We start from the raw sequence: 19114 nt of genomic DNA, 5'->3' as shown, positions 1-19114 counted from the left end.
GACGTATGGCAGGAAAGACGCCAAAGAATACTAAGAAAGGGGTCGGGCAGGTTGCTCGCTTGGGGTTGTTTTGGGCAATCATTGTGTTTCTTGGGCTGGCAGTGTACGCGGCGCTGTCGCCAAATAGCAATCTGAAGAACGTGGCATTGACTGAGGTAGTGCGTCGGGCAAATGCCGGGGAAATTGCCAAGATCGACATCCAGGGCAACGATCTGAAAATTACCCCCAAAGGCCAAAAACAGCCGACCGAGAAATCAGTCAAGGAATCCGGCAGTACGATTTATGAGCAAGGCTTGAACAAAGACGCCAAGGTTGAGATCAATGTTCTGCCGCCATCGCAAACTGGTGAGGTGCTGTGGAATCTGACGGTGATGATCGTGCCGGTGGTGATCATCGTGATCTTCTTCATGTTCATGATGCGCCAGGCCCAGGGGCAGAATAATCAAGCGATGGGCTTTGGTAAGTCAAAGGCACGTCTGTATGGCGAGGATAAAGAGAAAATTGTGTTTGAGGATATTGCTGGCAATGATAACGCCAAGCAGGATTTACAAGAGGTTGTCGATTTCCTGAAGCATCCAAAGAAGTACAAGGAACTAGGCGCTAAGATTCCGAAAGGTGTCTTGCTGGTCGGTAATCCGGGTACTGGTAAAACCATGCTGGCCCGGGCAGTGGCTGGCGAGGCGGGCGTGCCGTTCTTCTCAATTTCTGGCTCGGAGTTTGTGGAGATGTTTGTCGGCGTTGGTGCCAGCCGGGTGCGCGATCTCTTTTCAAAGGCCAAGAAAAATGCGCCATGTATCATTTTCATCGACGAGATTGACGCGGTGGGCCGCAAGCGCGGCTCGGGTATGGGCGGCGGTCACGATGAGCGCGAGCAGACTTTGAACCAGATTTTGGTGGAAATGGATGGCTTTGATGGTGACACTAATGTGATTGTACTGGCAGCCACCAACCGCGCGGATGTGCTCGACCCTGCGTTGCTGCGCCCGGGGCGGTTTGATCGGCGAGTGACGATCACCCTGCCGGAGCGTAAAGACCGCGAGGCGATTCTGAAAGTTCATTTCAAGAAAAAGCCAACCGACGAGACAGTTGACCTCGATAAATTGGCCGCCAAGACAGCTGGCTCATCGGGGGCGGATCTCGCTAATATCGCTAATGAAGCAGCAATTATCGCTGCACGCCGTAACAAGAAGAAAATTACCAACGAGGAGTTGACCGAGGCGTTCGAGCGGGTGGCCATCGGCCCAGAGCGCAAAGCCAAGGTGATGAATGACCACGAGAAGGAGTTGACGGCGTATCATGAGGCAGGCCACGCCATCGTCGGTCATGTCTTGCCAGACTCCGACCCAGTTCACAAAGTGACGATCATTCCGCGCGGCGGCACCGGCGGTGTCACCTGGTTCTTGCCGCCAGAGGATAAGAGCTACACTAATGTTTATGAGTTCAAGGATATCTTGGCTCGGGCCATGGGCGGCCGAATTGCCGAGCAAATTATTTACGGTGATGATGGTATCACCACCGGTGCTGGCTCAGACCTGCGTAAAGCCACCGAGATTGCCCGTGATATGATCATCGAGCAGGGTATGGGTAAGGGCCTACGCGACCAAGTATTTCACGAAGACAACGGCGGGCTGATGTTTGATAAGATGACCCGCGAGCGGCCGTACTCGGATGAGACTGCTAAACTGATCGACCAGGAAGTGTCGCAGCTGATCACCGAGGCTAAACAACGGGCAATGCTGGTGCTCAAAGCCAACCGTCCGTTCCTCGATAAATTGGCCGAGGCACTGCTCAAAGACGAAACCTTGGAGGAAGCGGCGGTGGATGAGATTCTTTCGGGAACGAAACTGCCAAAGGAGGCAAAGCTGCACGCATAAATTGTTATGGGGCGCGTTCGTAATGTTGTCAACAAGATCAATCAGCGGCTGACAGTCAAGTTAGCCGCCACGATTTTAGCGAGCTCGATGTTGCTGTCAAGCCTGCTGGGGCTGCTGCGCGATCGCTTTTTGAACGCGGCGTATTTTCCCAACGAGAAGGCTCACTTGGCTGGCTATCCAGTCGGGCTGGACGCTTATACGGCGGCGTTCATGGTGCCGGATTTTATGTTTGCGATTCTAGTGTCGGGGGCACTGAGCGTCACTTTCATCCCGGTATTTAACGAGCGGTGGGTCAAAGGCAACAAGCAGTCAGCCTGGCAAATTAGCTCAAGTATGATCAATCTCATGGCATTGGTGACGCTGGTGACCAGCGTTCTAATCATCATTTTTGCTGATCCGCTGATGAAATATCTGATCGCGCCGGGGCTGAGCGAGGCTGGTCACGCATTGGCAGTCAGTATGATGCGAGTGATCGCGGTAAATCCGCTGATCTTTGCGGTGGCAGCGGTGATTGCTAGCATCCAGCAAGCGGTCGGTCGCTTCACCTTCTATGCGCTGGCGCCGATGCTGTACAATGTCGGGATTATCATCGGTACGCTATGGTTTACCAACGGCATCAACCTGTTCGGCTGGCAAATTTTTGACGGCGGCATTATGGGCGTGGCGCTTGGTGTGGTACTTGGGTCGGTGTTGCAGCTCATCGTCAGTGCGGTCGGGCTAATCGGACTCGGCTTTGATTATGATTTCAAGATTTATTGGCGCAATCGCGGCTTTCGTAAAGTTTTGTCGCTGCTGCCGGCGCGCTCGATTGATCAGGGAATGGATTATGTGGTCAGCCTGGCCGAAGTCAACTTGGCGTCGCGGATGGGTGATGGTATTATTCGTCGTTATAATCAAGCATTGACACTACACATGATGCCGATCAACCTCATCGGCGTTGCTATTTCCAACGCTGCCTTTCCACAACTAACTGAGCGCCTCGCCTCGGAGCGGCCGGATCTATTTCGTAGAGATCTGCGGTCATTTCTCAGGACGGTGATTTGGATGATTATCCCGATTTGTGTGGTGACGTTTTTCGCGCGTGGCTACGTGGTGCACTTTATCAATAATAACGGCGATCCGGTTATGGCGAACATTCTCGGTTGTCTGGTAATGGCAATTTTATTCAGGACGGTGTATCACATGGTGGCGCGCGGATTTTATGCACAGCAGGATACCAAGACACCGATGTATGTGTCGATTTTTGCGATTGTGCTGAATGTGGCGCTGGCCGTGATACTTGGCTACTATGCGAAGCTTGGCCCGTATGGCCTGGCATGGGCGCAGTCAATTGTCGCCTTTGTTGAGGTGGTGATTTTGTGCGTCATTTTAGGTCGGCGCATGCCACAGCTGTTTGACGCGACGTTTGTCAAAGCGGTCGCCAAGATGGCGTTAGCCGCGGTGCCACTAGCAGTGGCGTGCTATGTCAGCGTGCTGGTAATTCCATTTCGGGCCTCAGACGATAGTTTTTTGGGGGCGCTGCCCAAGTTTGGGGCAATTACGATTTTCAATTTTGTCGTGTATGGCGCGCTGTCCAAGTGGCTAAAGTTGCCAGAGATCGACCCGGTCTTGGCGCGAATGAAACGTCTGCTGTTTTCGCGATTTGATATGAGTAAGTTGAGGCGCTGATGAAACCGCTGACCAGTATTCGTAATTTTTGCATCATTGCCCACATCGACCACGGCAAGTCGACGCTCGCCGATCGGATGATGGAGATGACGGGGACGGTGGAGAAGCGCGAGATGAAGTCACAGCTGCTGGATAGTATGGATCTCGAGCGTGAGAAAGGGATCACGATCAAGCTCGCGCCGGTGCGGATGAAGTATCACTACCGCCAGCCAGCGGCAACCGCTTCCTCTCAATCGAATGTCGCAGGCAACGCCAGCGACAGGGTTATCGATTCATCGGAGGGATTGCCGCTGGCTGGACCTTACGACCTCAACCTCATCGACACGCCTGGCCACGTCGATTTTAGCTATGAAGTTAGCCGCTCGTTGCAGGCCTGCGAGGGCGCAGTGTTGGTGGTTGACGCCAGCCAAGGCATTCAGGCGCAGACGTTAGCGAATGTGTACCTGGCAATGGAACAGGACCTCACGATTATTCCTGTGCTCAATAAAGTTGATTTACCAGCTGCCGATGTGCCACGGGTGTCCAAGCAGGTGATGAATCTGCTGGGCTGCGATGAAAGCGAGATTATTCATATTTCCGCCAAAACCGGGCAGAATGTCGATCAAGTTTTGGCGGCGATCGTTGAGCGAATCCCGGCGCCGACTTCACCACTGGCGGTCGAGCATCCTGATGTTGCGTTGGCTGATCTCCCAACTCGGGTGCTAATTTTTGATAGTTATTATGATGATTATCGCGGCGTGATTTTGTACGTCAGGGTGGTTGACGGTCAGATCAAAAAGGGTGAAGCGATTCATATGATGGCGACCAGTGCGAATGGGTTGGCATTGGAGGTTGGCCATCTCAGTCCCGGTATGATCCCCGACCCGTCGCTGGACACTGGCGAAATTGGCTACATTGTCACCAACCTAAAAACCACCCGTGAAGCGCGGGTGGGTGATACGGTGACGCTAAAGAAATATATGACGAAGGAGTGAGAGGGTGGTAAAACAAAGTAGTCGGCATATTTCGTATATCGGTAATATTATATGGCTGATGAGCTTTGGTTTGCTTGCCACGGCTTGCATTAGTATCGCAGTGTCACTGCCGATACCCTCAGCAAACGCTCCAGGTGTGCTAGCGTGGGTGCAGCAACATCAGGTCGCCTTGCAGGCGGCAAGTGAAATGCTAGCATGTGGAGCGTCGATATTGTTAGCTGTCGTCGTGGTTTTGTACTCTAAACTGAGGGGGCGATATCCTGTTGGCATGGGTATCGTGCTTGCTCTAGGTATCGTTGTGGCAATTGGTGCATTTCATGCGATGATGGCGCTCGGACGCCTCGTTTATCCGGTGAATGGATTGCCGATTACTCCAGAAATAAGTGTATTATCTGCGAGTCAACTGTTCGCAGGACTGCACTGGATGGCACTGGCGTTGGCTGCATTTGTTACTGCGGCAGGGATCATTACGAAATCTTGGATAGTTATATTAACGAGCGTGTGTGTTGCATTTCTAAAGATGGTCGGTACATACTATGCAGGTGAAGTCTCGGTACCGCTGACGGTGGTGTCGGAGGTGGTATTGTTTGGCTGGTCTATTGTGATGGTGGTGTGGCAGTTGAGTAAATTAGTGATAAGGAGTAAGCCATGAATCCACAAACAATTGGCCTAACTGAATTGCAAAAGCACCCCGCGGATACGTGTTGCGAAAAGGGCTGGGATAAAGTTTGGTCAATGTGGTCAGGTGGCCCATTTGACAAAAAGTAAGTGCTATCCCATAATTAAGTTTACTATGATGCTAGCAGGTTTTTGTATGGGCTTTCTCAGTTTTAAGGTCCAGAAGGATTGGCGGCGTGTCATCTAGCGAGGCGCTTGTTCTACCAGAAAGAATGGCGCAATATGTTGATGCCGGTCGATTGCGCGATAATTTTCATAACCATCCGGAGAGTCAGAGAGATTTATCAGAGGGTGAGCAGTTAGCTGTTCGGGAGATACGAGCACGTCTTGAGCGATTGCCACTTTTGCACTATACTAACTCAGGTGATTTCCCTGGGCGGTTCATGGAGATGGGGATACTGCCGAGCAGTCAGTTATCAGGCCGTAGAACTAATACATACAGGCTTGATTGCCACTTTGGTCTTGACCAGTTCGTATTTTCGAGCCTTTATCCGAGCAATGCCTGTTACTATGGCGCAAAAATGGTATTTATAGATCCACGGCTAAAAACAATCGACACCATGCTCGTCACGCCTCGTGACTTAAACGATACGGTGCCTACTGCCAAAACCGACCCAAATAACCTCAGTAAAGAAGATTGTAGAAAAATTGACGAGTATTTCGACTCGATGATGTTTGGGGCGGATTGGCTCGATATTCTTGCTCGTCAAGCGCTGGATTCATTTGTAGAGGAGATGCGGACATCTAGAGATAAGGGGGGAGAGGGTGTCGAAATGGCTCTTCTGCCACTAGGTTTTGATTTTTGCTATGGGGAGTGGAAGCATTATGGAGCAATTGATCCAGGAAATATTGTTGATACATATGATTGCTCTTTTCCTATATTGGAATATCCATGTGCCAACGATGATGTCATAAGCATGGCATGGCTACCGCATGGTTTTGTGTTCAGCAAGTACCGTCTACTAGATAAGAGCGCTGTGCCCAGCACGTGGCATGGTGTGCTTTCAAACTACGGTATTGAAGGCGTAGACGTTAAGGATCTGCGTCAGTTTTGGAGGCATATTGGCGAGCTGGCGCTCTCATAAGTAATTTGTCGGTGAACCGTGATAATGTAAGCTATGGCGTGGCCTGATCGCTGAAAGAGAGTTGTAAAGCTTGCGGCCAACTAAGCTTTGCTTGACAATAATAGCTTATTTTTGTGTAGTCGGTGCTGTCGTATAATATCAGAAAGAAGGGATATGAAAAAGGCAGGATTATTTATGGTAGGTATCGTGATGGCTATTGTGCTGTCTTTTGGATGACAATGGTGAAGTCAAGTACGACACACGCAAATCCAGCAAACTATAGCAGAATATACAGGTCACGGGGCCAGTGTAAGATAGCCAGGACAAAGATGAACCGGTATACGGCGGTGATCCTTGGCTTTTCTCCCCTCGTCGTTGCTAGCTTCGGACGGGGGAGTTTTTTGTTTCCCCCGGTGCTGATAAGGTTTTCAAAGCGCTGAGCCTTGGCAGTGCGGATAGTAGAGAGTATCTTGGTCATAGGGGCTTTTATTTGACACCATTTTTTTGGTAAGTATACTGGGTTCAACAGTAACAATATGAGAGGGTATTTGAGAAGATTATGACGAAGAAAACAGGAAACATTATATCATTAGACGATTTTAAGTTTCTAGTTAAGCAGGCAGTCAAAGCACCGTCAGGGCACAATACCCAACCTTGGAAATTCCATCGCGACGGGTCGGTGGTAGAAATTCATCCTGATTTTGACAGGAAGCTGCCAGTAGTCGACCCTGACAATAGGGAGTTATTCGTGAGTCTGGGTTGTGCGGCCGAGAACTTCTGCTTGGCGGCGCAAACTAAGGGCTATAAATCTGCCGTTTCGGTTGGTGATAAGGGGGTTATCACGGTTTCGCTCGCGGAAGAGGCAGGCGTCAAACCAAGCCCATTGTTCAATCAGATAGACGCGCGGCAGACTAACCGCAGTGTTTATAACGGTGAGGAAATTGCCTTAGATGTACTAAAGAAATTACAATCTATCCGCAGTGAAAAGGGCATCTCGGTTCATTATCACGCGCGTCAAACCAAACAGTTTAATGATATTGAACAATACGTTCTTCAGGGGAATACGAATCAAATGCAAAATGAGGCATTTAAGGCTGAGCTGAAAAGCTGGATGCGATTTAACAAAAAGCATCAAGATCAGACACTTGATGGGCTGAGCTATGCCGTGTTTGGCGCACCTAATGTGCCGCGTTGGATGGCTGAGCCGATCATGTCGATGGCTATCAATGCTAAGACGCAGAATAAGGCCGATCGCGAAAAGATAGCATCGGCTTCTCATCTGGTTCTTTTTACGAACGAGAGAAAATAGTCGGTGCGAATGGGTGGATCTAGGTCGGACGCTGCAGCGTTTCTTGCTGACTGCCACGGAGCTCGGGATCGCTCATGCCTATCTAAATCAACCAAACGAGCAGCCAGAAATTGCCGCAGAAATGGCAAAAACTCTTGATCTTGATGGGGAATATCCAACTATTTTGCTGCGCATTGGTTATGGCAAGCAGCAGGCCTATTCTAAACGTCGACCTGTTGAAGACGTTATTATAGAGGATTGAGCGCCCTCATTGACCCGATAATCCACCAATGAGAACTAAATTTTCAATTTGATAAAGACACGAGTGTGTCATGATGGGATTCAGTAAAGAATATGTGACCGGATTAAGGCGATTAGTTGTAGTTGAGGGAAAGAGCTCACTATTTACAATAATAGTATAAGATGCTATAATATCGCACATGGAGCGACTCGGTGGTATTGATCATGGCAAGGACTTTGCAAGCAGCGTAGAGGAAATTATTAATCAACCGTTGACGGTTGAAAATGTCGATACCTACGCTGAGGATGCCTTGGATAAATTGATCCAGCTGGTTGATGAGATGGTGCAGACATACGAGCACCAGCCGACGATTTGGCTAGACAATTCTGCTGAAAGGGAGGATGCGGCGTTTGCTTACTACGGTGTGGAGGAAATCGGCGAGCTACTTGACCATATTGCTGCCAAAGCGGAGCAACTCATAGCTATTGATACGGCTATTGGCCAAATCGAATCGACTGACCATGTCTTTGTGCCACCCGATGAGCGGCCCGGGCCTACCACCAGTGTGTCTGAGGCACCAAACCATGAGAGAGTGACTTACCAGCCACGGCTGAAAATACTGCTGTTCATATTGGCAAATGAATTTGGTATTGAGCCGAGCGACGAATCATTACAGATTCGTCGCGGGTCAGTGGAGACAGCGATGATGCGCCAGGAGCCATACCATGAGGTAACTATCCCACCACTCGAGAGGACGGTGCTGATCTGTGACGTCTACGGTAATGGTACCTTTGTATTTGATACAGCGCGGCTGCCAGAAGAAGAGCGGGCAAAGCTGACTGCATATACGAAAACACAGCTTGCGGGGGTGATGGAGCAATATCCAGGCTGTGGTGCGATGGTGCGTTGTGATGATTACTTTGTTCCACACTTAGTGGGGGCATTAGCAGATGATCTGCGGCAACCAGTTGAGATGGGTAGGCAACATCAAGGTAATTATTTGAGCCCTCGTCGAATGATTGAGGCAATGGGAGGCCTGACGATCAATGGGCTAGCAGATAAGCTCGGTGTGAAGTATCGTGTCGTTGCGACCATTGCCACCCAGTTGGAGCGGGATGGCTTCTTGGGGGAGGTGGCCAAGCGGGATTGGTGTGGCAAGCAAAAACCAGTTTTTACTAGAGAGCAGGCCGAATTGATAGAAGAAGTACTTAAGCAAAAAGGCATGTTTAATCTACCGCCACCAGAAGGGTATTTGACGCTCAAAGCTCTCGCCAATGTTCTGGGTGTCAGTGATATGACGATAGCAAAGATAGCGAGGAGTCTTAAAGAAGACGGTATCCTGTCCGAGGGTGCATGGCATCGTTCTCCTCAGGTTCGCGAGTTTTTTAGTCCAGAACAGCAAGCGGTGATCATAGAAAAAGCACATGATAGGGGATTGTTTGCGCCTCCACCCCCGGAGGGATGTATTATGGTAAGTGCGGCAATGAAGCGCTTTGGGGTGTGTCGAAAGACAATTAAAAATGCCATGCACTCATTGGGCTTGCAACCTTCAATCTATAGATTTTCTTGTCAAAAGGGTCGGGTAAAAATTTGTGAAGGCCTTTCGCGGGAGCAAGTAGAGGCTATAGGTGACTATTTCTTAAAAAGAGGCTATATGCGCCCAGCTCCCGAAGACTATCTAGCAACGTCAGACCTTATGAACGCTTTGCATTGTGGATCACCAGCGTTTCAGAAGGCGATTAAGGTTTTGAATGAGGTTGATCCTGACTTCGGGGAACCGCTGGCGTGTCGTGGTAGAAGGGCGAATGGTGTGAATAGCTCAATAGGTTACTTCTACAGTCCTGAGCAACAGGCGAAGATTGATGCAATGCTCGAGAAAATTCGCCAGAGCGCTCAACGATAAAATTCAGACTATGAGTCAACTGAATTTTAATCGCTTGAGGAATGATATTGGGGAGCCTGTTGTCTATGATGTAGTCCCAGATTCAGAGAGAGAGTTATAGGTACTGGCGCGGCTTGAGCTTGGCGCGATTAGCGCTGGAGCTTTCACGAGGTAATCGTACCTTTCAGTTTGGTACGGATGGCGTCCATTTCGCAGATTTTCATTTATATGCGTACAATGTAGCGCGTGACATTGCTGCTGGTGCAAGTCCTTTGCAGACTCAGCCAGAAGATTGTTCCGCCATTCAGCAGGCTATTGGCGAACGGTTTACTAGTAAAACACCCCATCCAGCATTAGTTGTCGCATACGCGCGACCAAATGCTTATGTGGTGCCGTCCGATAGAGGACTGTGTCATGGTGTTACATTGTACGGTCAACTGACCGACTTGGATAAGCATTCCCAAGAGTTTGTTCAAGATTATTTTGGTCTCAGCTCGCTTACATAGGAAACGAGCGAGCGGCGGTATTATCTCACCTAGTAATTGATGGTATAATCATCAAATAGATGCCTAAAATTACCGTCCAACCATTGCCGGGCTACAAAGAAGTCAAACCCTTTGTCTATGCGGGGTTTTTCCCGGTGAGCAATGAAGATTATAATGACCTGAAAGAGGCTATTGAAAAGCTGAGCTTGAGTGATTCAGCGCTGCAGTTTGAGCCGGAGAATTCACCGGTGTTGGGATATGGTGTGCGAATTGGTTTTTTGGGATTGCTACACATGGATATCATTCGCGAGCGGTTGGAGCGCGAGTACAATTTGGATCTCATCGTTACTAATCCCAGTACTGACTACCAGGTGAGTTTGACGAATGGCGATGAATTGGATATCAAATCAGCCAGCGAATTACCCGATCCGGCGCAGATTAAAGAAATCCGCGAGCCGTGGATTAATGGCGAAATTGTGGTGCCACAAGACTACATCGGCGCGGTGATTCAGCTGATTGTCGCCAAGCGCGGCCGGCAGGAAAACCTCAGCTACATCGATGAGCGGGCGCTGATTTCCTTTACGGCGCCGCTGGCCAATTTGCTGACGGATTTTTATGATCAATTGAAGTCGGTGACCAGCGGCTATGGTTCGTTCAATTATGAGCTGGCGGGTTATCGGCCGGAAGATTTGGTGCGGGTTGATTTTTATGTGGCAGGCGAAATGGTTGATGCGCTGAGTGTCATGTGCCACCGCTCGGAGGCGCCAGGCTTGGGTCGTGAGATCGTTAAGAAATTGAAAGAAGTCATACCGCGCCAGAGTTTTGAGGTGGCGCTGCAGGCGGCGATTGGCGGCAGATTCATCGCCCGCGAAAACATCGGTGCTTACCGCAAAGATGTCACCGGCTATCTGTATGGTGGTGACGTCAGCCGTAAAAAGAAGCTCCTCGCCAAACAGGCTCGCGGTAAAAAGCGTATGAAACGCTTCGGTAAAGTTGACATTCCGTCAGAAGCGTTTACGGTGATGTTAAAGAGGGATTGATCATGAAGAAACCAATTATTTATCTTGACATGGACGGCGTGCTGGTAGATTTTATGTCGGCCACGACGAAGGTTCCGCCCGAGATGCTCGAGGAGTTTGCGGGTGAATACGACAATATCCCGGGCGTTTTTGCGCTGATGGATCCGATGCCGGGCGCCCTCGAAGCGGTCGACAAGTTAAAGGAAAAGTATGATCTATATATTCTCTCATCATCGCCATGGGGAAATCAGACGGCGCTGGGTGATAAGCTGGCGTGGGTGAAACAGTATTTTGGCGGCGATGGGCCGGAGAATATTTTTTTCGCAAAGTTATTTTTTCGTCGATCAAACAGCTGAGCCGCGGTGATATCTTGATTGATGATCGGACGGCCAGGGGTGCTGCTGAGTTTGTTGGCTGGCACATCCATTTCGGTACTCCGCAGTTTCCTGATTGGCAATCAGTGCTGGATGAGTTGCTCTAGCGGCTCCGGCGGTTGGCCGCTTGAAATCACTGAGCATAACCAGTATAATGGTAACAGAATCAATCAGAGGAAGGAGAGTCATATCGACCAGCTGACCGTAATCATTTTCGGTATCGACATCTCCCAGAGGATGGGGTGGCGCTGATGAAGTTGACAAAGCTATTCAAAAAAGCTCGGCTCGGCAACCGTCGTAAGGGCGAGGTGTCAGATGTTGATACTGAAGCCCCAGTGCCGCGTCAGCGTCCGGTGGCTACATCAGTACCCGCCGCATCTCCCACATCGCCCGCGCCACGCTCTCTTCACTCTGTGGCTGCTCCGGCTCGGCGTCATAGTATTCAACGGCAAACTGTAGCCGCGCAGCCAGCTCATCCTTCGGCTGCGTCTCGCGTTGTGCCGCCACAACCTTCTACTCAGTTACCTTGCTCGCGTTCTGCCGCTCCTCAAAAAACTCCCGCTCCCAATCCGCCGGCTAAACCCCACCCTAAAAAGCCGGCAGTCTTTCATGACATTATGCCGCCGCGTGGCGTCCAGCGCTCGCGAAGCGCATCATTTACCAAGCCGTCCGTCAAGCCCCAGCCGCCAAAGCACGCCCTCTCGCCGTCACGCGCTTCACTGATCAAGCCCACTGCTTCGGCGCCAGCCCCGGCCAAGCGTCCGCTCAACAAACTTTCTTCCGTCAAGGCTCAGCCAGTCAAGCCGCTCTCATCACATCCGCCACACCCGCCGCTGACGAAGCCGCCGCTTTCATCTCAGCCTTCGAGTCCGACTCGTCCGCTCAATCCTGCGGCGGCCGCACCTCGTGCTAATGCACCACGCACCGATACGCAACCGACTGTCAAGCGCCCGCTATCCCAGCCACACCAATTGCCGACCCAGCCAAACTTACCGCCGCAGCCAAAGGAGCTGACCCACCCGCAAGTCACTGCTCATTCCCGCGCTCACATCGCTGTGCCGTCTCGCCGCCATCCTCAGCTAGCGCATCGTCCGCCGCATATTCGAGCGATGGACATGGTGCATAGGTAGGAAGTCGTAACTGCCCGGAAGCTTAGTCAATAATCTGGTATAATACTCATATGTCAGATCTTGAACGTGTCATCAGGGAGTACCAGCCGACCGAAGCGGCCGTAGCGCTGGTCCGAGATACTAAAATTGCGCTGCTAACCGGTATTTCCGGCGCGGGCAAGGATACCATCAAAAGGCGGTTATTGCGATCGCCGTCATTTCGTGATATCGTGTCGCACACCACGCGGGAGCCGCGGGCAAATAACGGTCAGCCAGAGCGCGACGGCATCGATTATCATTTTATTGATCAAGCAACCGCACTGACCATGCTCAGAAGTCATCAGTTTATTGAGGCCAAGTTCGTTCACGGCAAGGTGTATGGCACCTCGACAGCCGAGCTGCAATTGGCGCATGATCATCAGCAAACAGCGATCACCGACATTGACGTACAGGGCGTGGCTGAGTATGAGCAATTGGCGCCGGGCTGTATCGCTATCTTTATCGTACCGCCGGATTATCCGACATGGCTGGAGCGATTGAAGCAGCGGTACGTAACGGAAGCAGAGTTTCAAGCGGCCTGGCCGAAACGCCGCCAGTCGGCCATCGCTGAGCTCAGTCATGCGCTGGAAGTGCCGTATTACCACGTGATTATCAATGATGATTTGACCCGAGCGGTGCGGGTTTGCGGCGAGATTATTGAGCGCGGTGACGTGTTTAATCGGCGTGATGACGAGGCGCGGTTGATAGCGCGGGATCTTCTTGATTATTTGATGGGTGAGGACACGGTCTAGATGGCGACGAAGAAGTCGTCGTTTTCGCTGAGACGACCATTTTGGTCGCTGTCGGGGTTGCTTGACCAGATCTTTTTCTTATTAGCCGGTGCGGCGTCGTTCTGGCTGGCGTGGCTGGTGTGGCGTGAGGGCTGGCATTCGGGCGGCTGGTGGATGGTTGGGCTGTTTGTGGTAGTGTGGCTAATCACGGCTTACTTGGCACTGCCGCGGCTGCATCGTATCCTGAGCAGCTTGTATGTGCCGAATTATTTCATCGGGCGAACGCGGACGGCGGACGGGCTGCTCGGTGATCCTGTCAATCTGGCTTTGCGCGGCTCGGAGGCGCAGGTCCATCAAGCGATGACCGCGGCTGGCTGGACGTTAGCGGAGGAAATAACCGTGCGTTCATCGTGGCGGATGATGGTGGCAATATTGACGCGGTGTAGTTATCCGCAAGCGCCGGTTTCGTCACTATTTCTATTTGGGCGGCGGCAAGATTTTGCCTACCAGCAGGAGGTTGACGGTAATCCCGGCAAGCGCCATCACGTGCGTTTCTGGCGTTGTCCACAGGGCTGGCTGCTGCCGGGCGGTCATCAGGTGGATTGGCTGGCGGCGGGAACATACGACAAGAGTGTCGGTCTTAGCTTGTTTACCCTACAAATCACCCATAAGGTTGATGAGAATACTGACATCGAGCGGGACTATATTGTCCAGTCGGCGCTCAAGGCACGCGCTTCAATCGAGGTGACTACCTTGAAAGATTTTTCCACCGGGTATCATTCGCGCAACGGCGGCGGCGATACCATCCAGACAGACGGTGATTTGCCGGTACTTGAGGTCGGGCGAGTGCGCGCCAACCAGTCCTTGATAGAGGAGCGCGACGAGGTGATTCTCGATGCTACTTCGCACGAGGTGATGCCAGTGGCGCACGATACATTGATACAACAATTTTGGAGTCGGCGGCCGCCACAGATCGCGTTTGGCGTGGTGGCAATGTTTACGGCGCTGGCGGTCAGTATCATCAATGCCGTTGTTGAATTACTTGCGATTGACCAATTTCATAGCCAGACGGTGGCTGAACTGATGGTGGACGGTCAGGTGAATGACGCGGCGGTGATTGCTAATTGGCTGATTGGTTCGTCAATTGTCCTCGGCGCAGTGTGGGTGATCACGACTATCGTGCTGGTGAGTCGGACATTTAGCGGTAGCAATCGATTGCGGCTGGTATTGATGATGATATCCGGGCTGGCAGTTATCGCTAATTCATTCACCTTGACCATCGGCAAGATAACCTGGTCGACAGCCAGTACGCTGCTGTTCATCGGACTGAATATTGTAGCGGTGCTAATGTTTTCGTCAGACGCCGCCCGGCGATTTACGCGGGCGCGTAGCCAGGCCAGGCGCGCGGCAAGGTCGCATTAGCACTCGCTTGCGATGAGTGCTAGATTCATGCTACAATGAGCCTATGACCGAACGTCAACAGGCTATCTTGGCCGCCATCATTGAGCAGTATGCCGAAATTGCGGCGCCAGTTGGTAGCGTGACGCTGGCCAAATTGTTTGGCGTGTCCAGCGCCACTATTCGCAGCGAAATGGCCAAGCTGGAGGAGATGGGTTTTATCGAGGCGCCGCACACCAGTGCTGGTCGAATTCCCACCGACAAGGGCTACCGGTTGTATGTCAATGGCATCACCGATGCTCAGATGACGGAGCTGCCGAGCGGTATCGATCGCAGTGCGAGAGCGATCGAAGCGCATGTCAATTCACACATTGATACGTCTGATCGAGCGATTCGTAGTGCTGTCGATAGCCTGGTTGAATTGACTGGTAATTTTGGTTTCGCCTCATTTGGCGATCATCTATACATGAATGGTATGACGCAGCTGTTTTCTCAGCCGGAATTTATTGAGGGCGATCACGTGCAAGCGATTGCCAGGTTGATTGATAACATCGAGCCGTGGCTGCGTGAAGCAGCGCCGAACCAGCCGCTGAATGTGTTTATCGGCAGCGAAAATCCGATTGGTAAAAGCTCTGGCGCCACGTTGATTATCAGTAAGTTTCGCTCACAGTTTAGCGATAGTAGCTATATCGGCGTGATCGGCCCAACGCGGCAAAATTATCGCCGAACGATGGAATTAGTGCACCGGACGGGCGCTATGCTGGAGGGAATATTGTAATGGCTGAATGGATTGGCGGACTACTGAGCGGCTTACCGACGTGGCTAGTCGTGATGATTTTGATTATTATTTTCATAGCTATGATCGTACTCTTCCCCTGCACATATGGCCACGAGCCGTTTTGGCCGTTCAGAAGGAGGAAAAAATGACAAAGAATAAAGCTAACAAAACTGAAGATTTAGAGCAGCAATTGGGCGAGTTGACGCTGGATTTGCAGCGGACGCGGGCGGATTTTGAGAACTATCGCAAGCGTGTCGAGGCGGAAAAGCAGTCGGCGCATCAAATGGGCCAGGCGAAGTCGGTGATGAAACTATTGCCAGTGATCGATACGATTGAGCGGGCGATCGCCAACGTTCCGGAGGAACTGAAAGATAATCCATGGGCGAAAGGCGTGGCTGGCCTGAATAAACAGCTCGACAAGCAACTCAAAGAAATCGGCCTTGAGAAAATTGACACCAAACCCGGTACGCCGTTTAACCCTGAACTGCATCAAGCCGTTCAATTTGATGAAGAAGCCGAAGGCGACAAAGAGGTGATTGCTGAGGAACTACGTGCCGGTTATACGTTAGATGGCACAGTGATTCGCGATGCGATGGTCAAAGTGACGCGCCAGTCATCGGAATCAACGCGGGCGGATGTCAAAGAAAATACTGACGCATCAGAGAAATAACTGGTTGTCACAAAATGAATTAGCACTCTTGACACGGGAGTGCTAATTATTTATACTGAAACAGTTGGCACTCGTGAATAAAGAGTGCTAAAATGGATATAAGCAAATACCAGATGTGATCAAAACAAGAAAGGGGAATCATATGGGTAAAATCATCGGAATTGACCTCGGTACAACCAACAGTGCCTTTGCATACATGCTGGCCGGCAAGCCAGAAGTTATCGCTAATGCTGAGGGTAACCGCACCACGCCGTCGGTAGTGGCGATTAATAAAAAGGGCGAGCGCTTAGTCGGACAAGTGGCGCAGCGTCAGCGTGTGACTAATCCAAAGGATACAATTTATGGTGTCAAGCGCTTGATTGGTCGTAAGTTTGACGACAAAGAAGTCCAAAAAGACCGTGGCCTTATGCCGTTTAAGATCGTCAAGAAAGGTGCGGGTGTGGCCGTGGAAATGGATGGCAAGGAATACACGCCAGAAGAGGTTTCAGCCATGATCCTCGGCAAAATCAAAGCTGATGCTGAGGCGTTCCTGGGTGAAAAAGTTACCGAAGCGGTCATCACTGTGCCGGCCTACTTCGACGATTCGCAGCGCCAGGCGACCAAGGATGCTGGTAAAATTGCTGGCCTGGAAGTCAAGCGTATCATTAATGAGCCAACGGCGGCAGCTCTGGCGTACGGCCTGGAAAAAGGTAAAAATGACGAAACCATCGTGGTGTTTGACCTTGGTGGCGGTACCTTTGACGTTTCCATTCTGGAACTTGGCGATGGCGTGTTTGAGGTGAAAGCGACAAATGGTGACACCCACCTGGGCGGTGAGGACTTTGACAATATCATCGTTAACTATTTCCTGGATGACTTTAAGTCTAAAGAAGGCATCGATCTGCGTAAAGACAATGCAGCCATGCAGCGCTTGAAGGACGAAGCCGAAAAAGCCAAGAAGGAACTGTCAACGGTTACTGAATACGAAGTTAACATTCCATTCATTACCGCTGATGCTGACGGCCCGAAGCACTTTGAGTTGAGCCTGACACGGGCTAAACTGGAAGATTTGGTGAAAGATCTGCTAGCGCGCCTTGACGGCCCAGTTGAAAAAGCGCTCAAAGACGCCAAACTCTCTAAATCAGACATCCAAAACGTGGTGATGGTTGGCGGTATGACCCGCATGCCGGCAGTGGTTGAGCGCGTCAAGAAATTGTTTGGTAAAGACCCAATGCAAGGCGTCAACCCAGACGAAGTGGTGGCCGTCGGTGCGGCGATTCAAGGCGGCGTGCTGGCCGGCGACGTCAAGGATGTGTTGCTGCTGGATGTGACGCCGCTGAGCCTCGGCATTGAAACTATGGGCGGTGTCTCGACCAAGCTGATCGAGCGCAACACTACCGTGCCGACCAGCAAATCGGAAGTATTCTCGACCGCTGCTGACAATCAGCCGCAGGTGGAGATTCACGTCTTGCAGGGTGAGCGCGAATTCGCTAATGACAACAAGAGTTTGGGTCGCTTCGTGCTTGACGGTATCGCGCCAGCACCGCGCGGTGTGCCGCAGATTGAAGTGACGTTTAACATCGACGCCAACGGTATCCTTAATGTTACTGCTAAAGACAAAGGTACTGGCAAGGAGCAATCGATTACCATCCAAAACTCTGGCAACATGAGTAAGGAAGATATCGAAAAAGCTCAGAAAGAAGCCGAACTCCACGCTGATGAGGACAAGAAAAAGCGTGAAACCGTTGACGCTAAAAACCAGCTAGAAAACGCCATCTACCAAGCAAAGAAAATGCCGGACGAGTTCAAGGATAAGATTTCTGACGACGACAAGAAGGCGATTGACGAAGCGGTCAAGGAAGCGGAGAAGCACAAAGATGCTGACGACAAAGATGAGCTAGAAGCAGCAGCCAAAGCACTGCAGGATGCCATCATGCCAATTGGCGCCAAGATGTACCAGCAAGCTGCTGAGGACAACAAGGCTGACGAATCTAAGGACGATAAAAAGTCTGACAAGGACGAGCCAGTCGAAGGTGAGGTGGTTGACGAGAAGTAACAGAGTCTAATGCAGGCTGATATAATACCCCAAGTCTCCGGGGTATTATATTTTTCGCTGGACGATACAGTTGAGCGGTGGAATTTCGGTAGTCGGCGGCGTACGATCAACTACGACAAGATCTTGGACAGAGTGAGCGGTAAAAAGTTGATTAATCGCATAGATCATTGCATCTGTATAGCGCTCCTCATCTGGCGGCGGCTGGTAGTTGGGATGGCTAAAGCTAGGTGTTGCCCAACAGGCGCTAACCTGTACATGACGAGTATCTTCATGCAGAAAGGATGGCGCCACGATCATGTCGGCGCAGATTAATGACTGAGTTGAATATGGCTGTTGGAGTGCCTGAGTAGTTAAGGCTGGCCAAAAGTTGCCCTCTTCACTGGGTGTAAGTAGCCATTTCCGTACGTTTGTTTTGTATTGACCGTTGGTGATCTTCACGAGAGTATTATAGGGCAATTCCGTATCATCATAAAAACTGGGCGTGCCAACCATGAAGTCAGCATTGGGTAAATCGTGTGAAATCTCACATAGCTGCAAAATCCTCTCGCCAATTTCTTGTCGAAATCTTGCCACTTTCTCAAATGGTATATCAGTAATGGTTATCAATTCTGGACTAATGACTTGTCCTGAAACTTTGCTTGGCAAATTTTCGATATGATCTAGATAATCTTCCCATGTCTGAGCTGATACACCCGTCACTGGCTCGTTGTCTGAGTTAGTGAAATTAAACACCCCATTCTGGCGATACCAGGTGATTTCAAGATCGGGACGAGGCATTGTGCGGAAGATCATAGTAACTTAAATATA

The 19114-nt window shown here is 50.8% G+C and carries 16 protein-coding genes and 2 pseudogenes; 16 read left to right on the top strand and 2 right to left on the bottom strand.

All coding sequences use genetic code 11. The annotated features are described in order from the left end of the window. Positions 1–5 precede the first annotated feature (5 nt). The 10 genes and pseudogenes from hflB to GWK74_04215 all read left to right on the top strand — a co-directional run bounded on the left by hflB (position 6) and on the right by GWK74_04215 (position 11654). On the top strand, positions 6–1874 hold the full coding sequence (gene hflB, locus GWK74_04260) for an ATP-dependent zinc metalloprotease FtsH (GenBank protein QHU90698.1): 1869 nt from the start codon (positions 6–8) through the stop codon (positions 1872–1874). Positions 1875–1910: 36 nt separating this feature from the next. Beyond that, positions 1911–3542: a murein biosynthesis integral membrane protein MurJ gene (murJ, locus tag GWK74_04255; GenBank protein ID QHU90857.1), complete on the top strand. Its 1632-nt coding sequence runs from the start codon at positions 1911–1913 to the stop codon at positions 3540–3542. Beyond that, on the top strand, positions 3542–4516 hold the full coding sequence (locus GWK74_04250; protein QHU90697.1) for a GTP-binding protein: 975 nt from the start codon (positions 3542–3544) through the stop codon (positions 4514–4516). The genes murJ and GWK74_04250 overlap by 1 nt, the downstream gene beginning before the upstream one ends. Positions 4517–4520: 4 nt before the next feature. Further along, positions 4521–5168 (top strand): hypothetical protein, encoded by a 648-nt coding sequence (locus GWK74_04245; GenBank protein QHU90696.1) that lies wholly within the window; start codon positions 4521–4523, stop codon positions 5166–5168. Between the two features lie 238 nt (positions 5169–5406). Next, entirely contained in the window at positions 5407–6279 is an 873-nt protein-coding gene (locus tag GWK74_04240; protein QHU90695.1) for a hypothetical protein, read from the top strand. 538 nt (positions 6280–6817) lie between these two features. Then, positions 6818–7808: pseudogene (locus GWK74_04235) on the top strand (nitroreductase). A gap of 178 nt (positions 7809–7986) precedes the next feature. Next, positions 7987–9690, top strand: a complete 1704-nt coding sequence (locus tag GWK74_04230) for a hypothetical protein (GenBank protein ID QHU90694.1) — start codon at positions 7987–7989, stop codon at positions 9688–9690. 119 nt (positions 9691–9809) lie between these two features. Then, on the top strand, positions 9810–10175 hold the full coding sequence (locus GWK74_04225) for a hypothetical protein (protein ID QHU90693.1): 366 nt from the start codon (positions 9810–9812) through the stop codon (positions 10173–10175). Between the two features lie 59 nt (positions 10176–10234). Then, positions 10235–11194 (top strand): GTP-binding protein LepA, encoded by a 960-nt coding sequence (locus GWK74_04220; GenBank protein ID QHU90692.1) that lies wholly within the window; start codon positions 10235–10237, stop codon positions 11192–11194. Positions 11195–11196: 2 nt separating this feature from the next. After that, positions 11197–11654: pseudogene (locus tag GWK74_04215) on the top strand (hypothetical protein). Positions 11655–11904: 250 nt separating this feature from the next. Here the strand turns inward: GWK74_04215 and GWK74_04210 are convergent. After that, positions 11905–12054, bottom strand: coding sequence for a hypothetical protein (locus GWK74_04210; protein QHU90691.1), 150 nt, complete (start codon positions 12052–12054; stop codon positions 11905–11907). A 110-nt stretch (positions 12055–12164) separates the two neighbouring features. Here GWK74_04210 and GWK74_04205 point away from each other — a divergent pair, with 110 nt between their 5' ends. The 6 genes from GWK74_04205 (at position 12165) to dnaK (ending at position 18307) form a co-directional block, all read left to right on the top strand. Then, a complete protein-coding gene (locus tag GWK74_04205; GenBank protein ID QHU90690.1) occupies positions 12165–12677 on the top strand; it encodes a hypothetical protein in 513 nt (170 codons plus the stop codon). Between the two features lie 50 nt (positions 12678–12727). Beyond that, the gene (locus GWK74_04200) at positions 12728–13447 is read left to right on the top strand and encodes a hypothetical protein (protein ID QHU90689.1); all 720 of its coding nucleotides are present in this window, start codon (positions 12728–12730) and stop codon (positions 13445–13447) included. Beyond that, positions 13448–14848 carry a hypothetical protein gene (locus tag GWK74_04195; GenBank protein ID QHU90688.1) on the top strand — a complete coding sequence of 467 codons (1401 nt, stop codon included), beginning with the start codon at positions 13448–13450 and terminating at the stop codon, positions 14846–14848. Positions 14849–14891: 43 nt separating this feature from the next. Further along, entirely contained in the window at positions 14892–15602 is a 711-nt protein-coding gene (locus GWK74_04190; protein ID QHU90687.1) for a transcriptional regulator, read from the top strand. 145 nt (positions 15603–15747) lie between these two features. Further along, positions 15748–16272 (top strand): nucleotide exchange factor GrpE, encoded by a 525-nt coding sequence (gene grpE / locus GWK74_04185; protein QHU90686.1) that lies wholly within the window; start codon positions 15748–15750, stop codon positions 16270–16272. A 142-nt stretch (positions 16273–16414) separates the two neighbouring features. Further along, positions 16415–18307 carry a molecular chaperone DnaK gene (gene dnaK, locus GWK74_04180; protein ID QHU90685.1) on the top strand — a complete coding sequence of 631 codons (1893 nt, stop codon included), beginning with the start codon at positions 16415–16417 and terminating at the stop codon, positions 18305–18307. 45 nt (positions 18308–18352) lie between these two features. On the opposite strand, the gene GWK74_04175 is transcribed toward dnaK, so the two are convergent. Further along, positions 18353–19099 (bottom strand): hypothetical protein, encoded by a 747-nt coding sequence (locus GWK74_04175; protein QHU90684.1) that lies wholly within the window; start codon positions 19097–19099, stop codon positions 18353–18355. Positions 19100–19114: the final 15 nt, after the last annotated feature.

It is taken from the genome of Candidatus Saccharibacteria bacterium oral taxon 488 (assembly GCA_010202115.1).
In the GTDB taxonomy this organism is placed as follows: Bacteria; Patescibacteriota; Saccharimonadia; order Saccharimonadales; family Saccharimonadaceae; genus Nanosynbacter.
The sequence above is the reverse complement of the archived record's forward strand: the minus strand, read 5'-3'. Positions and strand labels throughout refer to the sequence as shown.